At 35.7% G+C, this 18,153-nt stretch carries 22 protein-coding genes; 19 read left to right on the top strand and 3 right to left on the bottom strand.

The features are described from left to right. Nucleotides 1-120: 120 nt before the first annotated feature. From greA to B494_RS0112090, 4 genes are all read left to right on the top strand, one after another. Nucleotides 121-597 (top strand): transcription elongation factor GreA, encoded by a 477-nt coding sequence (greA, locus tag B494_RS0112105; RefSeq protein WP_017472649.1) that lies wholly within the window; start codon nt 121-123, stop codon nt 595-597. Nucleotides 598-732: 135 nt separating this feature from the next. Next, nucleotides 733-1,410, top strand: coding sequence for a YrrS family protein (locus B494_RS0112100; RefSeq protein ID WP_017472648.1), 678 nt, complete (start codon nt 733-735; stop codon nt 1,408-1,410). Between the two features lie 21 nt (nt 1,411-1,431). Beyond that, nucleotides 1,432-2,127, top strand: coding sequence for a 5'-methylthioadenosine/S-adenosylhomocysteine nucleosidase (gene mtnN / locus B494_RS0112095; RefSeq protein WP_017472647.1), 696 nt, complete (start codon nt 1,432-1,434; stop codon nt 2,125-2,127). A 302-nt stretch (nt 2,128-2,429) separates the two neighbouring features. After that, on the top strand, nt 2,430-2,750 hold the full coding sequence (locus B494_RS0112090) for a hypothetical protein (RefSeq protein ID WP_017472646.1): 321 nt from the start codon (nt 2,430-2,432) through the stop codon (nt 2,748-2,750). A gap of 295 nt (nt 2,751-3,045) precedes the next feature. On the opposite strand, the gene sigK is transcribed toward B494_RS0112090, so the two are convergent. Beyond that, the gene (gene sigK / locus B494_RS0112085) at nt 3,046-3,747 is read right to left on the bottom strand and encodes an RNA polymerase sporulation sigma factor SigK (protein ID WP_017472645.1); all 702 of its coding nucleotides are present in this window, start codon (nt 3,745-3,747) and stop codon (nt 3,046-3,048) included. 197 nt (nt 3,748-3,944) lie between these two features. After that, nucleotides 3,945-4,088, bottom strand: a complete 144-nt coding sequence (locus B494_RS0112080; protein ID WP_017472644.1) for a sporulation histidine kinase inhibitor Sda — start codon at nt 4,086-4,088, stop codon at nt 3,945-3,947. Nucleotides 4,089-4,522: 434 nt separating this feature from the next. Here B494_RS0112080 and B494_RS0112075 point away from each other — a divergent pair, with 434 nt between their 5' ends. The 12 genes from B494_RS0112075 (at nt 4,523) to holA (ending at nt 14,893) form a co-directional block, all read left to right on the top strand. After that, nucleotides 4,523-5,038 carry a YqeG family HAD IIIA-type phosphatase gene (locus B494_RS0112075; RefSeq protein ID WP_017472643.1) on the top strand — a complete coding sequence of 172 codons (516 nt, stop codon included), beginning with the start codon at nt 4,523-4,525 and terminating at the stop codon, nt 5,036-5,038. After that, nucleotides 5,026-6,144 (top strand): ribosome biogenesis GTPase YqeH, encoded by a 1,119-nt coding sequence (gene yqeH / locus B494_RS0112070; protein WP_017472642.1) that lies wholly within the window; start codon nt 5,026-5,028, stop codon nt 6,142-6,144. The genes B494_RS0112075 and yqeH overlap by 13 nt, the downstream gene beginning before the upstream one ends. Nucleotides 6,145-6,176: 32 nt before the next feature. After that, nucleotides 6,177-7,022 (top strand): shikimate dehydrogenase, encoded by an 846-nt coding sequence (aroE, locus tag B494_RS0112065; RefSeq protein WP_017472641.1) that lies wholly within the window; start codon nt 6,177-6,179, stop codon nt 7,020-7,022. Nucleotides 7,023-7,027: 5 nt separating this feature from the next. Further along, nucleotides 7,028-7,318 (top strand): ribosome assembly RNA-binding protein YhbY, encoded by a 291-nt coding sequence (gene yhbY, locus B494_RS0112060; RefSeq protein WP_017472640.1) that lies wholly within the window; start codon nt 7,028-7,030, stop codon nt 7,316-7,318. A gap of 11 nt (nt 7,319-7,329) precedes the next feature. Then, nucleotides 7,330-7,899 (top strand): nicotinate-nucleotide adenylyltransferase, encoded by a 570-nt coding sequence (locus tag B494_RS0112055; protein ID WP_017472639.1) that lies wholly within the window; start codon nt 7,330-7,332, stop codon nt 7,897-7,899. Beyond that, complete coding sequence (yqeK, locus tag B494_RS0112050) at nt 7,886-8,461, top strand: bis(5'-nucleosyl)-tetraphosphatase (symmetrical) YqeK (RefSeq protein ID WP_017472638.1); 576 nt, start codon at nt 7,886-7,888, stop codon at nt 8,459-8,461. The genes B494_RS0112055 and yqeK overlap by 14 nt, the downstream gene beginning before the upstream one ends. Next, nucleotides 8,458-8,814, top strand: a complete 357-nt coding sequence (gene rsfS, locus B494_RS0112045; protein ID WP_017472637.1) for a ribosome silencing factor — start codon at nt 8,458-8,460, stop codon at nt 8,812-8,814. The genes yqeK and rsfS overlap by 4 nt, the downstream gene beginning before the upstream one ends. Before the next feature lie 3 nt (nt 8,815-8,817). After that, a complete protein-coding gene (locus B494_RS0112040; RefSeq protein ID WP_017472636.1) occupies nt 8,818-9,573 on the top strand; it encodes a class I SAM-dependent DNA methyltransferase in 756 nt (251 codons plus the stop codon). A gap of 473 nt (nt 9,574-10,046) precedes the next feature. Continuing rightward, nucleotides 10,047-10,673 (top strand): helix-hairpin-helix domain-containing protein, encoded by a 627-nt coding sequence (locus B494_RS19320; protein WP_017472635.1) that lies wholly within the window; start codon nt 10,047-10,049, stop codon nt 10,671-10,673. Between the two features lie 165 nt (nt 10,674-10,838). After that, nucleotides 10,839-11,300, top strand: coding sequence for a ComE operon protein 2 (locus B494_RS0112030; RefSeq protein WP_017472634.1), 462 nt, complete (start codon nt 10,839-10,841; stop codon nt 11,298-11,300). A gap of 13 nt (nt 11,301-11,313) precedes the next feature. Then, the gene (locus B494_RS19315; RefSeq protein ID WP_017472633.1) at nt 11,314-13,587 is read left to right on the top strand and encodes a DNA internalization-related competence protein ComEC/Rec2; all 2,274 of its coding nucleotides are present in this window, start codon (nt 11,314-11,316) and stop codon (nt 13,585-13,587) included. A 274-nt stretch (nt 13,588-13,861) separates the two neighbouring features. Next, complete coding sequence (gene holA, locus B494_RS0112020) at nt 13,862-14,893, top strand: DNA polymerase III subunit delta (protein ID WP_017472632.1); 1,032 nt, start codon at nt 13,862-13,864, stop codon at nt 14,891-14,893. 44 nt (nt 14,894-14,937) lie between these two features. Here the strand turns inward: holA and rpsT are convergent, their stop codons facing one another. Further along, nucleotides 14,938-15,204, bottom strand: a complete 267-nt coding sequence (rpsT, locus tag B494_RS0112015; RefSeq protein WP_017472631.1) for a 30S ribosomal protein S20 — start codon at nt 15,202-15,204, stop codon at nt 14,938-14,940. A gap of 168 nt (nt 15,205-15,372) precedes the next feature. On the opposite strand from rpsT, the gene gpr reads away from it, so the two are divergent. The 3 genes from gpr to B494_RS0112000 all read left to right on the top strand — a co-directional run bounded on the left by gpr (nt 15,373) and on the right by B494_RS0112000 (nt 18,069). After that, nucleotides 15,373-16,461, top strand: coding sequence for a GPR endopeptidase (gene gpr / locus B494_RS0112010; RefSeq protein WP_017472630.1), 1,089 nt, complete (start codon nt 15,373-15,375; stop codon nt 16,459-16,461). Between the two features lie 151 nt (nt 16,462-16,612). Beyond that, nucleotides 16,613-17,752 (top strand): stage II sporulation protein P, encoded by a 1,140-nt coding sequence (gene spoIIP, locus B494_RS0112005; RefSeq protein WP_017472629.1) that lies wholly within the window; start codon nt 16,613-16,615, stop codon nt 17,750-17,752. Between the two features lie 17 nt (nt 17,753-17,769). Continuing rightward, nucleotides 17,770-18,069 carry a hypothetical protein gene (locus B494_RS0112000; protein ID WP_017472628.1) on the top strand — a complete coding sequence of 100 codons (300 nt, stop codon included), beginning with the start codon at nt 17,770-17,772 and terminating at the stop codon, nt 18,067-18,069. Nucleotides 18,070-18,153: the final 84 nt, after the last annotated feature.

Here is an 18,153-nt window from a genome sequence, read left to right as displayed (position 1 = left end):
TTAGTAACGTTAATGTTGACGTTACTATATTTTTAAGTGCGTTGAGCATACAATGCTTTACTTAAGAATAACAATGAAACAAACAATATAAAACGGTTTGGTCTTAAAGGAGTGTAGTGAATGGCTACTGAAAAAAGCTATTATATGACACATGAAGGCAAGGAAAAACTTATTAATGAATTGGAACAATTAAAAACGGTAAGACGACCTGAGGTAGTTGAACGTATTAAAGTTGCTCGTGATTTTGGTGATTTGTCAGAGAATTCTGAATATGACGCAGCAAAAGATGAGCAAGCATTTGTTGAATCCCGTATTGCTCAAGTTGAAATGATGATAAGAAATGCTGTCATCATAGAAAATGATGATGCTGATTCGGATATTGTATCGTTAGGTAAAACGGTTACATTTAAGGAATTACCAGATGGTGATGAAGAAGAGTATACAATTGTTGGTAGCGCGGAAGCAGATCCATTTGAAGGTAAAATTTCGAATGACTCACCGATTGCTAAAAGTTTAATTGGTTGTGAAATAGGGCAGGAAGTAACAGTTCCTACACCGGGTGGCGACATGCATGTTAAAATTATTAGTGTGAAGTAATTCACTTCATATGAAAATTTAGTTATAAATAATGATACTCTCGTAAAGTGACGATTTTTTCGTCACTTTTTACGTTTTTTGGGATTGTAAGGTGAATGCGCGTATACTATTATAATAAATAGAGGAGGCGTTTTTGTGGTGAACGAAGAACAATCCTATAGCAGATTAGACCGATTTGAAAAAAAACGAAAAAATACCAAATGGCTATCCATTTTTATTGGGATAGGGACCATTTTAATCATTGTATTTATAATGATTTTAGCTTTTTCCAATCGGGAGGATACGGATCTGGTTAATGAACCTGAAGATGATAGTGGTGAAGTTGAACGCAGTGAGCCAGAAGGTGAGGGAGATGACGATTCTTCTGATCAACAACCAAATGACAATAACAACTTTGAAAATGAAACAGAGCCATCAAATGAGGAAGACGAGCTATATGATACCGAGATTGAGGTCATTGATCATGTTGAAGATGACAATGTCATCTATGCCTACACATCAAGTTGGGAGCCGATAGATACACAACAAGAAGAACCTCATCAAATTACATGGGATCAATCATCACAGGATTGGCGTGAAATGATGCAAGCTGCTGAGTTAGCTACGGGCGTTGGTATTGAGGAGATGTACTATTTATGGGTGTCTGGGGATGGTTCGCAAAGTGTGATTGCTACTTTTTCTAATGCAAGAATGGATGAGCACTTTCGTGTATACATAACATGGATTGAATATCAAGGGTGGCAACCAGAGCGTGTCGACTTATTGCATCGTCATGATCAAATGCATCGATTTAACGCAGATGAAGAAGATTGATAAAAGGAGGATTTACTTATTATGATAGTTGGCATTATAGGAGCTATGGATCAAGAGATAGCTTTATTAAAAAATGAAATGGACATTCATTCAGAACGAGTTATAGCAAACTGTTTGTTTATTGAAGGGCGCTTAAAAAATAAAGATATTGTACTGCTTAAATCAGGTATTGGGAAAGTTAATGCAGCTATGGCAACAACTATACTAATCGAGCGATTCAAACCCAATCTTATTATCAATACAGGTTCAGCGGGTGGTTTGGATCCAGAATTAGATGTTGGTGATATTGTCATTGGTGAGCAGGTCGTTCATCATGATGTCGATGTGACTGCATTTAATTATAAATATGGTCAAGTACCAAGCATGCCTGAACACTATACAGCAGATTTAAATTTAATATTGGCAGTTGAGAAAGCCAATAAAAAGTTGAGTCAAGTAAAAAACAAACGAGGCCTTATCGCTACAGGCGATTCCTTTATGCAAGATCCTGAGCGAGTTGCCTATGTTCAGCGTCAAATTCCAAACATTATGGCTGTCGAGATGGAAGCCGTTGCTATTGGACAAGTTTGCTACCAATATGATCTGCCGTTTGTTGTTATTCGTGCGCTTTCAGATATTGCAGGGAAAGAATCAGCTATATCTTTTGACGAATTTTTAGATCAAGCAGCAACACATGCAGCGAAATTAATCATGGAAGTCCTTCGTGTATATCACTAAGGGTCATGTATTAGCGATATGCGATTATATTAGCGTTCGATATTTGACGTTGGTCATTGAATGCGTTGAAACGAATCAATGATACGAAAAACAAACGAGACAAGGACAAAAATAAAAGACATAAGAGCAATGGCGAATGATCCGTTTGTTTTATGAATGGATTATTCGCTTTTATTATATTAAAAGTAATGCTGCCAAATAGCAGAGGAAATATGTGACACTCTAGTGGGAACAAATCCTTGTGCTTTTGTATGGTTTGATTAAAGAAAAGAAAATTTAGATTCAATTGGGGAGGGGTTAAGGTGAATATCGATTTAGAATTATTGGTAGCCATTTTAGTTGTCAGCGGGATACTTTCGATACTGTATTCGGCGTTAGATAAAGAAAAAGTAAAAAGATTAAATCTTTGGTATCATATATTGGTCGGAAGAAGAGAGAATTATGATTTTGAGGCAACAATCAAGCGGACGAGGTTTGTATTTTATTATTTTACTTTCCTAAGTGTTTTGGGGATCGCTTTATCGCTTGTTAATGAAAGTTTAGGGACAGTATTTGTTTGGGTTGTTTTCATTTCATTGGCCATTGCGCTTTATTATCTGTACCCGGTCAAGAGAAGTAAGTAGGATCGTTTAGAAAATGGAAATTAAAAGAATGCGCTTTGATAAAAGGTATTTTTTCTTGCCGGGTTCTATTTTTCACCATTAATTAGCTCTTCTTTTGTTATGCCTATCGTGTTATGTTCATTAAAAATGTTGATAACTACAAATTATAACTATATTTTCAAACAATATTGCCAACTGTTCTTTTATGGGAACCTATTATATATTAAGGAATACAGTAATAAAAAGGGCAATCTATTGACTATTAAAGCTAGTTTTAAATTGCAAATGAAAATCTGAGTGATTCTGCACTCAGATTTCAACGTTTTTCTTGCCGGTAATATTCGTGAAAAATCTTCATCAACGCTCTTTTTTCAATTCGAGAAACATAGCTTCTTGAAATATTAAGGTCTTTGGCAATTTCTTTTTGCGTACGCTCTTTTGCCATCCCTAATCCGTAACGACTCATAAGGACTAACTTTTCGCGTTTATCAAGCACGGATAGGTATTTACTTATTTTTTCCACTTCTAAATTTAATTGAATGTAATCAACGATATCATCATTTTCTGCTTGCAAAATATCAATTAAGCTGATCTCATTTCCTTCTTTGTCTTGACCAATTGGATCTTGTAACGACACATCTTTTTTTGTTTTCTTTATGGACCTTAAATGCATAAGTATTTCGTTCTCAATGCACCTTGCTGCGTATGTAGCAAGCTTAGTGCCTTTATTCGGAGAGTAGCTTTCGATTCCCTTAATAAGTCCAATCGTTCCTATAGATATAAGATCTTCGTTATCTTCGCCCGTGTTTTCAAATTTTTTTACGATATGAGCGACTAATCTTAAATTGTGTTCGATAAGTTTATTTCTTGCTTCAACACTACCTTGTAACATCTGTTCTAAATACTTGATCTCTTCTTTTTGTTCTAAAGGCTGTGGAAACGCATGATTTTTAACGTAAGACACAAAAAAAAGCGCATCTTTTATAAGAAGGGTAAGAGCACTTAATATAGCAGACATTTTTTCACCTCCATGCATTTAGGCTGATGCCTATAACGTATTTTTATGAGCATGAAAAGCAAAATGTGTCTGTCCGCATTGAATTATTTTAAGCTGTGCATGATACAATACATGTTTTAGATAAATCGTATTTTAATTAGCATATTGCAATTAAAAATCTATTTAACACCCACTGGTGTGATTTGACATAGCGATTATTAATTAGCAATAGGTTTTATCATGTGTGTAAGTGCTCGAGTTTGAATTTCAATTTCCATTAACCTAAGAAAATCTGGATTTAATTTTAATTCTGAGGCTTTTCGATAAGTCTCTAACAATAATTCATCTGATAGATGCTTCACTATACCGCCTCCTATTTTATTTCCAAGTTTTGTTTCTTGCAAAATAACTTTACCAAATTTACTCAATCGACACAAGTTGATTGTTATCTACACTCGTTGTAGATAAGTTGTGAATAGTTTATGTTCTGAATGTTTCGAACGTTGATATTTCGGGATTTAATATGTGTATAAAGTTATCCACAAGTTCGAAATTTATCCGAATTTGTCGAACGATTTTCAGTTATAAAGTTAACATCTAATGGCATATATTTATTCTTTAACCTTTAAATCATGAAAAGTGGAAGCCATGCGTTATGAACAAAACTAACGGAATATAGTTGTTATGATCAAATAAATGCAAGTTTTACTAAAATATTTTTGAAACAGAGCGATAAATTGTTTATGATGGTAAAGTAAAACAAATTTTTTAATTATATAATTGAGGTGGACAGTTCGTGTTAAAACGTTTTTTGCCAGATCAACATGTAAAGAGTATTTTTGAAATCACACCCGAACATTTAAAAGAAAAGGGGATAAAAGGGGTGATTACAGATTTGGATAATACACTTGTAGCATGGAATGAAGCACATGCAACACCAATGGTACTTAATTGGTTTAAACGTATGGAAGAGAGCAATATTGATGTTACGATTATTTCAAATAATAATAAAAATCGAGTCGAAATCTTTTCTGAGCCTTTAAATCGTCCTTTTGTATATAAAGCTAAAAAGCCACTTAAGAAAGCCTTTATTAAAGCGGCTAAACAAATGCATTTAAACAGATCTGAGGTGGCGGTGATCGGTGACCAACTTATGACTGATATTTTTGGTGGAAATCGTGCCGGCTTTCATACGATACTAGTTGTTCCAATCGTTTCTACAGATGACAAGGCAACAAAGTTTAATCGACAAATAGAGAGACGAATATTAGACCGTTTTAAAAGAAAGGGCTGGATTTCATGGGAAGACTAGAAGAGGATCACGTGATTTGTCAAGGCTGTGGAGTAACGGTGCAATCGGAGGATAAAAGTTTACCTGGCTATGTTCCTTCATCGGCACTTAACAATGACACGGTTGTTTGTCAGCGTTGCTTTCGGTTAAAACACTACAATGAGATACAAGATGTACCGTATACAGATAGTGATTTTTTAAAAATGATTAGCCAAATTAGTGAAACAAAAGGCTTAATTGTAAAGATTGTCGATATATTTGATTTTAGTGGCAGTTTTATCGATAGCTTGCATCGTTTAACAGGTGGTGATAATCCAATTATTTTAGTAGGGAATAAATTAGACTTATTACCTAAATCAACAAATTTAAACCGACTAAAACATTGGATGAAAAAAACAGCCGCCGATTTGGGTCTTACCATTCAAGATGTTTTCCTTGTCTCTGCAAAGACGGGACAAGGTTATGATCAGGTTAAAGTGGCGATTGAGCAATATAGAAAAGGACAGGATGTTTATGTGGTAGGTTGTACAAATGTTGGAAAATCAACTTTTATTAATTACTTAATTAATGATTCTACTGGTACAAAGGACGCAATTACAACATCATATTTTCCTGGAACAACCTTAGGTTTTATTGAAATTCCACTTGATGAACATGCGTCATTATATGATACACCAGGGGTTATTAATCGAGGTCAAATTACACACTATTTATCGGATCAAGATATAAAGAAAATTACACCGAATAAAGAAATTAAGCCGAGAGTATATCAACTAAATCAACAACAAACATTATATATAGCTGGTTTAGCTCGATTTGATTTTATTAAAGGCGAACGCCAAGCCTTTGTTTGTTATTTCGCTAACGAGCTTGATATTCATCGTACAAAGCTCGAAAATGCTGAGAAACTTTATCTTGATCATTTAGGGGATATGTTATCACCGCCGACAGGTAAAGGCAAAGAACAATATCCAGCCTTACAAGAAAAAACCTTTAAGATAAATGGAGAGAAAACGGATATTGTATTTCCTGGTTTAGGTTGGATTACGCTATCAGGTATTTCGGCAACCATTACGGTATCAACACCTGGTGATGTACCTGTGTCTAAAAGGAATGCTATCATATAATTAACGATCTAATCAGTAAGGGGAGAGGCTTTATGGAATTGGGATTGATTGGTTATCCAATTCAACATTCTAAGTCACCATGGATTCATCAGCAGTTTTTAAAACAAACGGGGCTTTCAGGTGAATATATTTTGTACGAGATCCACCCTGATCAGTTTGCTGATGAAATTAAACAACTAAAGCAATTAAGTTTGCATGGATTTAATGTCACCGTTCCATATAAACAAAAGATTATACCTTATTTAGATGAAATAGATGATCATGCTCAAACGATTGGTGCAGTTAATACAGTTGTCTGTCGAGATGGAAAGTGGCATGGTTATAATACCGATGGCTTAGGGTTGGTTACCGCCTTAAAAATACGTTATCCGCATTTGTTTGACGGGGATAAATCTGCCCTCATACTTGGCGCTGGTGGAGCAAGCCGTGGGATTTACTATGCGTTAATAAAGGAAAAGTTAAAACGGGTATCGATTGCTAATCGAACCAGATCGAAAGCAGAATCAATTGTTAATATCGATTCTGAGCGTAGTAAAGGTGATGTGTATACCTACCAAGAGGCTGAGCGCCACTTGGCATCATTTGATTTAATTATTCACACCACCTCAGTAGGTATGTATCCAAATGATGGCGATAAAATTATTGACTTGACACATTTACAGCCCGATACAGTGGTAAGTGATATTGTTTATCAACCTTTTTGGACAGCCTTACTACGAGAGGCATATCAAAAAGGTGCCAACGTACACCATGGTCATGAAATGTTGTTATATCAGGGGAAATTAGCCTTTGAATACTGGACCAATCAAAAAATTTCTGCGAACGAGATTTTACCGGAGTTTTTAACTATACTTCAATCAGAAAATTATAAAGGATGATAATCATGTTAACAGGTAAACAGAAACGTTTTTTACGCGCAGAGGCGCATCATCTAAAACCCATTTTTCAAGTAGGGAAAGATGGTGTTAACGATAACATGCTAGTACAAATTAATGAAGCATTAGAGAAGCGAGAATTAATTAAAGTGAATATTTTACAAAACTGTTTAGCAGAGAAAGATGAGATTGCTGAAGAATTGATAGCTGGCACAAATGGTGAGCTTGTTCAAATTATTGGTAACATCATTGTGTTATATAAGGAATCAACTGAAAATAAGACGATAAAATTACCATAAGAGGTTTAAACATGAAAAAAATCGGCTTGTTAGGTGGCACTTTTGATCCACCGCACATTGGACATTTAGCAATTGCAGACGAAGTGATTGAGCGTTTAAATTTAGATGAAATATGGTTTATTCCTTCTGCAGAACCACCTCATAAAGAGAAAGCGAATGTTTCTGCAGAAGATCGAGTTGCGATGTTATCAGCAGCGATAATTGATCAACCACTTTTTAAAATAAATAACATAGAACTAGAAAGAAAAGGAAGGTCCTACACGATTGATACGATTAAATCATTAAAGTTGGCTTATCCGAATGTCAATTTTTATTTTATTATTGGTGCAGACATGGTTGAATACTTACCAAATTGGCATCAAATTGACCAACTTGTTGAATTAATTCAATTTGTAGGTGTGAAAAGGCCGGAATATCAGTTAGATACACCTTTTCCGGTTATCTTATTGGATGTACCTGGTCTTGACATTTCTTCCACCTTGATAAGAGACCGTCTTAAAATGAATAGGACGGTGCGTTATCTTATCCCTGAGAGGGTGTTAGCGGTTATAAAGGAGAGAGGGTTATATGGACAAAATTAACGCTCTGCAAACCGTGAAGCCGCATCTTACGGCCTCACGATTTGCCCATACAGAACGCGTAACTGAGACCGCTTTAGTGTTGGCGGAACGTTTTGATGTTGATAAAGAAGAAACGATGTTGGCTGCTGTTTTTCATGATTATGCGAAATACAGGGATTTAGATGAGATGGCACAGATCATTAGAAAACATCAGTTACCCAATGATTTGCTTAGTTATCATCATGAATTATGGCATGGGCCGGTTGCATCAATTTTAGTTGAGACGGAATTAAATATTTACAATCCAGCTGTTAAAGATGCCATTTATTGGCACACAACAGGACATGCCTTAATGACTAAGTTGGAAAAGATTATTTACTTAGCTGATTATATTGAACCAGGTCGAAATTTTGCGGGTTTAGATGTAGTGAGAAAACAAGCAGAATCAAATCTAAATGAGGCATGTTTCATGGCTGTTCGAAATGGAATGAAATTTTTGTTGGAGAATGAACGACTCATTTACCCTGAAACACTTAATATGTATAATGATTTAAAAAGAAAATTGGAGGAGTCAAATTCATGAACGATATGGACTTATTAAAATTAGTTGTTAAAGCCGCTGATGACAAGCGTGCAAATGATATTATAACGTTGGATATGAAAGGATTATCTACGGTTGCAGATTATTTCATCATTTGTGATGCAACGAGCGAGCGTCAAACACAAGCTATTGCTAGGGAAATAATCGATCAGGCTGAAAAACATGAAATAGAAGTTAAACGTAGTGAAGGCTTTGAGCAAGCAAAGTGGATATTAATTGACTTAGGGGATATTGTTTGTCACGTCTTTCGCCAAGAAGATCGCCAATATTATAATTTAGAACGTCTATGGGGAGATGCGCCCTTGCTTGAAATCACATTGGATGAAGAGGTTTAATACATGGCTTATCAACAAATGGCAAATCTATATGATTTTCTAATGAAGGACGCTCCATATGATGATTGGGTGGCGTTCACAGAGATTATCTTGAAACAAGAACCAAAACGCGGGAATGTTAAAGTCCTTGATTTGGGTTGTGGAACAGGTCAAATCACGTGTCGTCTAGCTAACCAAGGATATGACATGACTGGTGTTGATCTATCTGAATCTATGCTTGCGGAGGCGTCTGAGCGAGCAATTAGAGAACAACTAAAGATAAATTGGCTTAAGCAAGATATTTTGAATTTAGAAGGATTATATGATTATGACTGCGTGATCAGTTATTGTGATGTCATCAATTATATCGTTGAACATGATCAACTCAAGCGTGCGTTTTTGGGTGTTTTCCAATCTTTAAGAGAGGGCGGTTTGTTTATTTTTGATGTTCACAGCATGGCGCATGTGCGTAATCGTATGATTGATCAAGTTTTTTCTGAAATTTATGATGATTTAGCTTACATATGGTTTTGCCGACAAGGTAAGCGAACAGGTGAAATGCACCATGAATTAACTTTTTTTGTCGAAAAAAATGGAGTGTATCAACGCTTTGATGAAGAGCACCATCAGCGAACTTTTTTGTCTGACGATTTTATTTCACTATTAAACGACGCTGGCTTCAAAGACATTCAGGTGTTTGCTGATTTTAAGCTACAACCACTTGATGCCCAACCATATGAAGAAGCAGGCGAGCGATTATTCTTTGTTTGTAAAAAATAAAGATCATTTATCTAAGCGTTAGTACAGGTGTGATAGTAAAATGTTTGATTATATTAAAATTATAAAGAGGCTGTGGCATAACTAAATAATGAAATGGCGTATCCGAACATTCTGAACAAAGCGTAGGAAAACACGTAGACGCCTCGAAAATAAAGAACGATTTTCTTCGTGCGATGTATGATCGATGACGCTTTCCTTATCCTGTGGGAATGCACGAGCTGAGGATCCACGGAAAGCGAAGTGTTTTACCGAAGCGCTACATGTATCAGACATTAATATTTGGATTTTTCTTATCTACTAGTTACTTTTTTGCCCCAGCCCCTTTGATAATTGTACACTTATAATGACTAACTGCACTTAGAGGAAATGAAAATTATTGCAGGAAAGAGAACATGATTGTCGAATTAATATAGGGAAGGGAGGGCTGAAATATTTATTAACATTGATAAAAATAAATTTAATTGAGGTGTATTGTGAAATGGATTAAACAAAATGTGATTATGGTTATTGTATGTCTGTTTTTACTAATTACGCTTATATCTGAACTGCTTATCCCCCATTTTTTTTCTGCGAATGCATCCTTCGACACTCCAAAGGAGCCCCAAACCGTTGAAACCGAACTATTATCTACTGATAAAGATGATATCAGCCCAAGCTCAGATCAATCTTCTAAAACAAACGATACGCTTTATGTTGATATTAAAGGTGAAATTGAACACCCAGGTGTTTATAGCGTTGAAGAAGATGATCGTGTTGTAGATGTTATTGACTATGCAGGTGGATTAAAAGCTGATGCTGATGAAAAACAGATAAATTTAGCGGAGAAAGTGCACGATGAAATGGTTATTATTGTCCCCCATGTTGATGAAACTGAAAATTTCATACCCACTTCCGGTGAAAGTCATGATAAAATTAAAATAAATACAGCTACCCAAACAGATCTTGAACAACTCCCTGGTATCGGGGAGGCAAAAGCGCAAGCTATTATTAAGTACCGCGAGGAAAATGGTGCTTTTCAATCGCTTGAGGATATGCAAAATGTGTCAGGTATCGGCGAAAAGACGGTTTCGCAATTAGCTGAATTTATTATTGTACCATAATAGAACCTGGTTAAAACGTTTATATGCAATTACAAATTGGCATTGTATTTGCAAACAATTGTCTGCTTTCAATGCCAGGATGGACACGCAATGATTTAAGGCCCTTCCCTGGATCGAAAGTATGATAATTAATATCAGGTTATTGTCGGAAAGGATGAGTGATGAATGGAACGTATTTCTTGGCATCAATATTTTATGGCGCAAAGTCATTTACTTGCACTTAGAAGTACTTGTGAACGATTAACAGTAGGTGCGACAATTGTAAGAGATAAACGCATTATAGCAGGTGGTTATAACGGTAGTGTCTCAGGCAGCGCCCATTGCATTGATGAGGGGTGTTATGTGATCGATGGACATTGCGTTCGAACCGTTCATGCAGAGATGAATGCCATTTTACAATGCGCAAAATTTGGTGTTCCAACCGATGGATCGGAAATATACGTGACGCATTTTCCTTGCTTACAGTGTTGTAAATCGATTATTCAAGCTGGAATTAAAACTGTATATTATGCGTCTGATTACAAGAATCACTCCTATGCACAAGAGCTTTTTCGGGAAGCACGTGTAGATGTTAAGTGTATTCCGTTAGCAGAACAAACATTAAATTTATTACCAAATAAAGCTTAATAAGGAGGTTACAGTGCGCGGTAAAGGTCACTTATTGGTCATTGCATGTCTTATTGGCTTTTGTATCTCAAAACAAATGGAAGGTTGGTTGATCATTAGTGGTATTTGGTTGTTGCTAATTATATACTGGACGCAGACAAGACGATTGCCTGTTTTTGTTGGTTTTTTACTAATTGGCGTTATGCTTTTCTTTTCCCAGTATTATAATTATCTTAATAATGACCTTGAATTAACCAAAGGTGATCAACTGACCATTACAGGAAAAATTATAAAAATAGAACGTGAATCAGCTCAATATCGTTCTTTTTGGCTAAAGACAGATTCTGATAAAGTTAAAGTAACTGATTTTTCAAATCATGTACCTGATGCTTTTAATATAGGTGCAACTTGTCAGGTTGTTGGGACGATCGAACCGTTGGAAAGACCGACAAATCCTGGGCAATTTAATTACAGTCATTACTTAATGAATTATGGTGTTTATCACCAATTACTCGTTGATTCAAATCAACCCATCCAGTGTGAAGGAAGTGATGCGATTGGCTCTATAATAATGTTGCGTGAGCGCATTTTAGAAAAAATAGATCTTTCTTTAGAACATGATGTGATAGCCATGTGGATGAAATCACTTGTTTTGGGTGAGCGATCAGCAATTGAAGATGCCTATCTCCAATTATTTCAAAGATGGCATTTAACGCATCTATTGTCGATCTCTGGGTTGCATGTCAGCTTACTGATCGGTTTACTTTACGGGCTATGCAATCGATTAATTGGAATTACAAAAGAAACAACTTACTTTATTTTACTTATTTTGCTTAGTTTTTATCCATTATTAGCGGGTGGTTCTCCTTCTGTTTGGCGAGCGTGCATTGTCGGCTTTTTAAACGTATTGTCGTGGTTATTTCATCGGCGCATTCAGCCGATTGACTTTTTAAGCATTAGCTTTATTTTATTGTTACTTTTACAACCTGCATGGATATACCACATCGGTTTTCAATTCTCTTTTATTATTACGTTTTCACTATTGTTCTCCGCCAAAATACTTCGTGTGATTAAAGGAAAGATAGTAAAGGCGATATTTATTACTATTTTAAGCATGATCGTCATCCTTCCCCTTCAAATCCATTATTTTTATGTGTTTAATCCGCTTAGTTTACTTATCAATACTCTTGTTTCTTGGTATTTTGCGGTTCTCTTCATCCCTTGTATGTTTATTACCTTTATCAGTATCTTTGTATTCCCGTTATTCCTTCCGCTGTTTACCTTTTTTATTACCATTTTTCATGAATTGTTTTTGAATATTTTATTGCTGGTTGATCAATATCTTTATAAACCGCTCGTTATAGGCAAATTTCCAATCATCTACGTGATAGCTTTTTACGTTTCCTTCTATACCCTTTTGTATAAATTAGAGAAACAACAGTTCAAAAGCGCATTTATCTCCACTTTATCAATAATCATGATTATGACAGCATTACTAGTACGTCCTTATTTAAATCCATTCGGAAAGATAACCATGCTTGACATTGGACAAGCTGATGCGCTTGTTGTTCAATTGCCACACAAAAAGGGGGTTATCTTATATGATGTTGGAGGAAGCTTTACTAATGATTTTAGTTCCTCATCTGATCGGCTATATCAACAGGTTATTAAACCCTATTTATTTTACGAGGGCATCAGCAAGATTGATGCAATCATTATCTCACATGAAGACCATGATCATATAGGTAGCTTAGCGTATCTTATTGAAGATTTCACAGTAGATCATTTAATTACTTCCCAATATTTTCAATGGCCGGATGGATTAAAGGAAAAACTGGACTATTATCAAGTTGAGCATCAAATGATTACGTCTAGACAATCTTTTGATATTGCTGGTCAAACTTTTGTATCGCTAGGTCCGACAAAAGATTGGTTAGATCGTAATGATAATTCACTTGTGCTATACACGACATTTGCTAATAAGCCTTGGTTGTTAACAGGAGATATTTCAGAAAATGTGGAAGTTGATCTCATACATCAATATCCAAACTTGGAAATCGATATTTTATCGGTAGCTCACCACGGGAGTTCTACATCTAGTGGTTTGTTATTTTTAGACGCGCTTAATGTAAAGACAGCGTTAATATCCGCTGGTCGGAATAATCGATTTCAACATCCTCATGATGAAGTTATAGAAAGATTACTTGATCTTGACGTTGAGATCTATCGCACAGATCATCATGGAGCGGTTCAATTTATTTATCATGAGCAACAATCTTCGGTAACATTTTTGCCATTCTTACCATAAGCTATCAGTGGATAAAGTGTTTGAAACGGAAATTAACTTACTTAGCAACAGTTAACAGGCGTAGTAATTAAGATATTGGTGAAAATACTTTTATAGAGATATTTTGTTCACCAAGCAATAAAATATCGATTAACATTCAGTGGCCTAGGTCTGAATGCTAATCGTTTATATAGATAGAAGAAAGGGGTTCCCATCTCCCTTTCTTTTTCTTCTTGTCAAATGATCAAACAAGCTTTACGATAGTTAAAGATATGTTTTGATCGGAGATGAAATAATGAATTATATTGAAGCAGTTGAACACTTAAAACAAAAAGGAAAAGATAGTGTCTTTTTAATATATGGAGAAGAGCAATATTTGATCGAAAAAATAGTGGAACAAATTATTAATGTAAAGTTGGACAACATTGATGCCCGAGAGCGAGTAGAGCATGTTATCCGCTTTGAGCTAGATCAGACAGCTATTGATGAGGTGATATTAGAAGTTGAGACGTATCCTTTTTTGGGTGGAGAGAAGGTTGTCATCGCTGATCAAGCTTCATTTATAACTGCTAAACCTTCTAAAACTTCAGTTGAACATAATACAAACAGTCTAATTAGTTACTTAAATGATCCGGTGGATTTTTCCATTCTCATTCTTATTGCTCCCTATGAGAAAATTGATGAAAGAAAAAAAATCACAAAACAATTGAAAAAAACGGCGATGACCATTCACTGTGAAGAAGTAAAGCCGTGGCATTTAGATAAATGGGTTGAACATATGATTAAATCCTATCATGTAGTATTTGATCATGGTGTGCAAGATCTTCTAATAAGTGAAACAGGGGCAAATCTTTCCATATTAGAGAAAGAAATTGAAAAACTTTCTTTGAATGTTGGTGAAGGTGGCAAAGTAACGCTCGATATCGCAAAAGCTCTTATTTCACATCAAGGCAATACGTCAGGTTTGAAACTTGTCGACACGGTTTTAACTAAAGATTTACAGCTGGCCATCCAAACATATAAAGATCTCCTCCGGTTAAATGAAGAACCAATAGCATTAGTGGCATTATTAGCTTCGCAGTTAAGAGTTATTTATCAAGTTAAATTACTGCAAAGAAAAGGTTATAGTCAAAAGCAAATGGCTCAGCAACTTAAGCTTCATCCATACGTAGTAAAGATGGGAATAGAGAGGGAGAGAAGGTTTACCTTAAATTATTTGTATTATTGCATTGGAAAATGTGCTGAAACAGACCAGGCCATCAAACAAGGTAAAGTTGAGAAGAATTTAGCATTTGAGTTATTACTTTACCAATTAATAAACGCCTAACCAATAAAAAACGATCCTAATTTTAAGGGATCGTTTTTTATTGGTTAAGCACCAAGCTGATTAACTTTTTTCGTTAAGCGTGACTTTTGACGATTGCCATTGTTTTGATGGACAATACCTTTTTGAACTGCTTTATCAATTTTTTTAACTGCATCTTGTAATGCAAGCTTTGCTTCTGCAGCATTGTTTTCACTTACTAATTTTTCAACGCGCTTAATGTTTGTACGCATTTCAGATTTTACCGGTGCGTTTTGTGCATGTTGGTCTTGATTAACACGAATACGTTTGATTGCTGATTTAATATTAGCCATTTATTCTCACCTCCACATGTTCACATCCATAATAATTTATTATGGAACAAGTGACATTTTACCAAAGCTTTGACAAGTTTTCAACACAAATATTACTGAGGCGTATTTTGTATGAAAAGAATCATTTTAGGCTAGATTAATGAAAAAGCAGTAAAGGTTGTGGATCGATTGACTAAAGGAGAACTCGAAGTAAGAACTGACTTAGCAGTTGAGGCTAAAGAAATGTATGTGGAAAAAGAAGATACAGAAAAGAAAGAGTCTGGTGTCAATGTCATTGAAAAAGATATTCATGGGTACAAAGTGACACATGTCCAAGTTAATAAAGAGGGCGAACAGCAAATCAATAAAAAAGCAGGTCATTACATTACACTTGAAACAAGTGCAGTTAAAAAGCAAGATAGTGACGGACAACAAAAAACAGCAGAAGTACTAAGTCATTTATTAGCAGACCTTTTAAATGAAAATGGCGTTGATAAAAAAGCAACTTGCTTAGTGGTTGGATTAGGTAATGATCATGTGACGCCAGATGCACTAGGGCCTGAAGCGGTAAAGAAAATCTTGGTTACCAAACATTTATTCGAACATCATCCTGAAATGGTTCAAGATGGCTACCGACCTGTCGCTGCCTTCTCACCAGGTGTAATGGGTGTAACAGGATTAGAAACAAGTGACATGATTAAAGGCCTTGTCGAACAGGTGAAACCTGATTTTATTATTGCAATCGATGCGTTAGCTTCGCGATCGATTGAACGTGTAAATGCAACCATTCAAATATCTGATACAGGTATTCATCCAGGTTCAGGGGTAGGTAATAAAAGGAAAGCGCTGAGTTATGAAACTTTTGGCATCCCGGTAATTGCAGTCGGGGTTCCGACGGTAGTAGATGCTGTTACTATAACGAGTGATACCATTGATTACGTGTTTAAACATATGGGACGTGAATTGAATGAGCAAGGCAAACCTTCACGTCGTTTAGCACCGGCAAGTTTAAGTTTCGGTGAAAAAAAATTAACTGAAAATGATCTTCCCCAAGCTGATAAGCGAGAAGCAATATTTGGAATGATTGGTACTTTAAACGAAGCTGAAAAGAGACAGTTAATACAAGAAGTATTAAGTCCCTTAGGACATAATCTAATGGTCACACCTAAAGAAATTGATGGCTTTATTCATGATATGGCCCATTTAATAGCAAATGGAATTAATAGTGCATTGCACACACATGTTGACAGTCATCTAGCTAATAGTGCGACACGTTAGTAGAAAATCCAGGTAAAGACAATCTCGTTCGTTGTTCTATGAATATAATCTAGAAACTAATTTAATCAAGTCTTAGTAAAATGACACGTTCTATTCCTTTCATCTCTATCATATAGTCTAGTATTAAGCTATAGAGAAGGTAGGATTAACGATGTCGCGTATACAAAAAGGCAAGGGACATAACCAAATTATCCTGAAATGGCTGATGGGGTGGGTATGTATTTCTATATTGCTCTTTGCAATTATCGGCTTTACTGCCACGATTCCAATAGGAAAGCGAGCTTCACATCCCATGTTGAAAAGTCTAACCGAAGACTTTGAATCATCAGTCTATTTAACTCTACTTGCTACTGAAGTCAAAGCTTTAGGGTATCATTTCGAAGATAAATTACCTAACACTTCAATGTCGGAATTTTTCTTGCAATTTATTACAAAGCTAAATTATTCGGATATGCGAACATTGTTTGGTAATGAATTACCGGGCTTTCACCCTTATCAACACCGAATTATTATTGGACAAGAAGGAACAAATTACTCAAACCTACCGGTTGAATCTTCAGCACCGTTAGATATTATTTTAGAAGACCGAATCGTCGTAGATGAAGTGGTCGAAGTCAATGAAGAAGAGGTAGAAGTTGATGAACAAAGCGTTTTTATTTACAATACGCACAATCGTGAATCATTTTTACCCCATTTAGATGAAGTGAAAGATCCGAACGCCGCTTTCCATGCGGAATTGAACGTCACATTAATCAGTGAACATTTGAAAAAAGGTTTGGCTAATAAGGGGATTGGCGCTTTAGTCGACCAAACGGATTTCACACAAGTATTACATGATAATGGATGGGAATATTGGCAATCATATCAAGCCTCGAAGCCTATTGTTGAAGAAGCATTAGCTCAAAATCAGAGAGTCAATTATGTCTTTGATATACATCGTGATAGTCGCCGACGAGAAGATACCACCTTAACCATCAATGGAGAGGATTTTGCGAAATTGTTTTTTGTGATAGGCGCAGATTTTGAGGGGAATGAAAGTAACATTGAATTTGCTACTGTATTACATGAAAAGTTAGAAGAAGATTATCCTGGTTTAAGTAGAGGTGTAGTTGCCATGGGTGGAGCTGGTCGAAATGGTGTATACAATCAAAACATTAGTGACAATGCTGTATTGATTGAATTTGGGGGTGTCGATAATACACTAGAAGAAGTATATCGTTCAGCAGATGCGTTTGCTGAAGTTTTCGCGGCTTATTATTGGGATGCAGAACCAACGAGTGGAAATGAATAAGTAAAGGAAGTGTAGATATGGTCAAAATAGTTATTAAGCTCATTGCCGCTGTTTTAATTTTCACATTCGGAATGACACTCTCTTCAGAGTTTAACCAACCTAAGCATTCTATACCAACCGTTTCCCATGAACACATCGTAACAAGTTCAAAAGAACTGTATCTTTCAGATGACCTAGGTAAGACTCAAGAAGGTAGTGTAGAGGAAAAACAACAGTATTCGTTCCCCTATAAAATAGCACAATCAATCGAAAAAACAGGATTGCTTATGTACGAGGGACTGATAAAGATCGTTAGTGATTTAGCAGATGTGATATAAGAGCGGTGAGTTATATTCTTATCCTTTAAAAAGAAAACAATTGAACCAATAGTCCATCACTGCTATAATCAAGCTAGTATTGCT

The organism is Amphibacillus jilinensis Y1 (assembly GCF_000306965.1).
In the GTDB taxonomy this organism is placed as follows: Bacteria; Bacillota; Bacilli; order Bacillales; family Amphibacillaceae; genus Amphibacillus_C; species Amphibacillus_C jilinensis.
The sequence above is the reverse complement of the archived record's forward strand: the minus strand, read 5'-3'. Positions and strand labels throughout refer to the sequence as shown.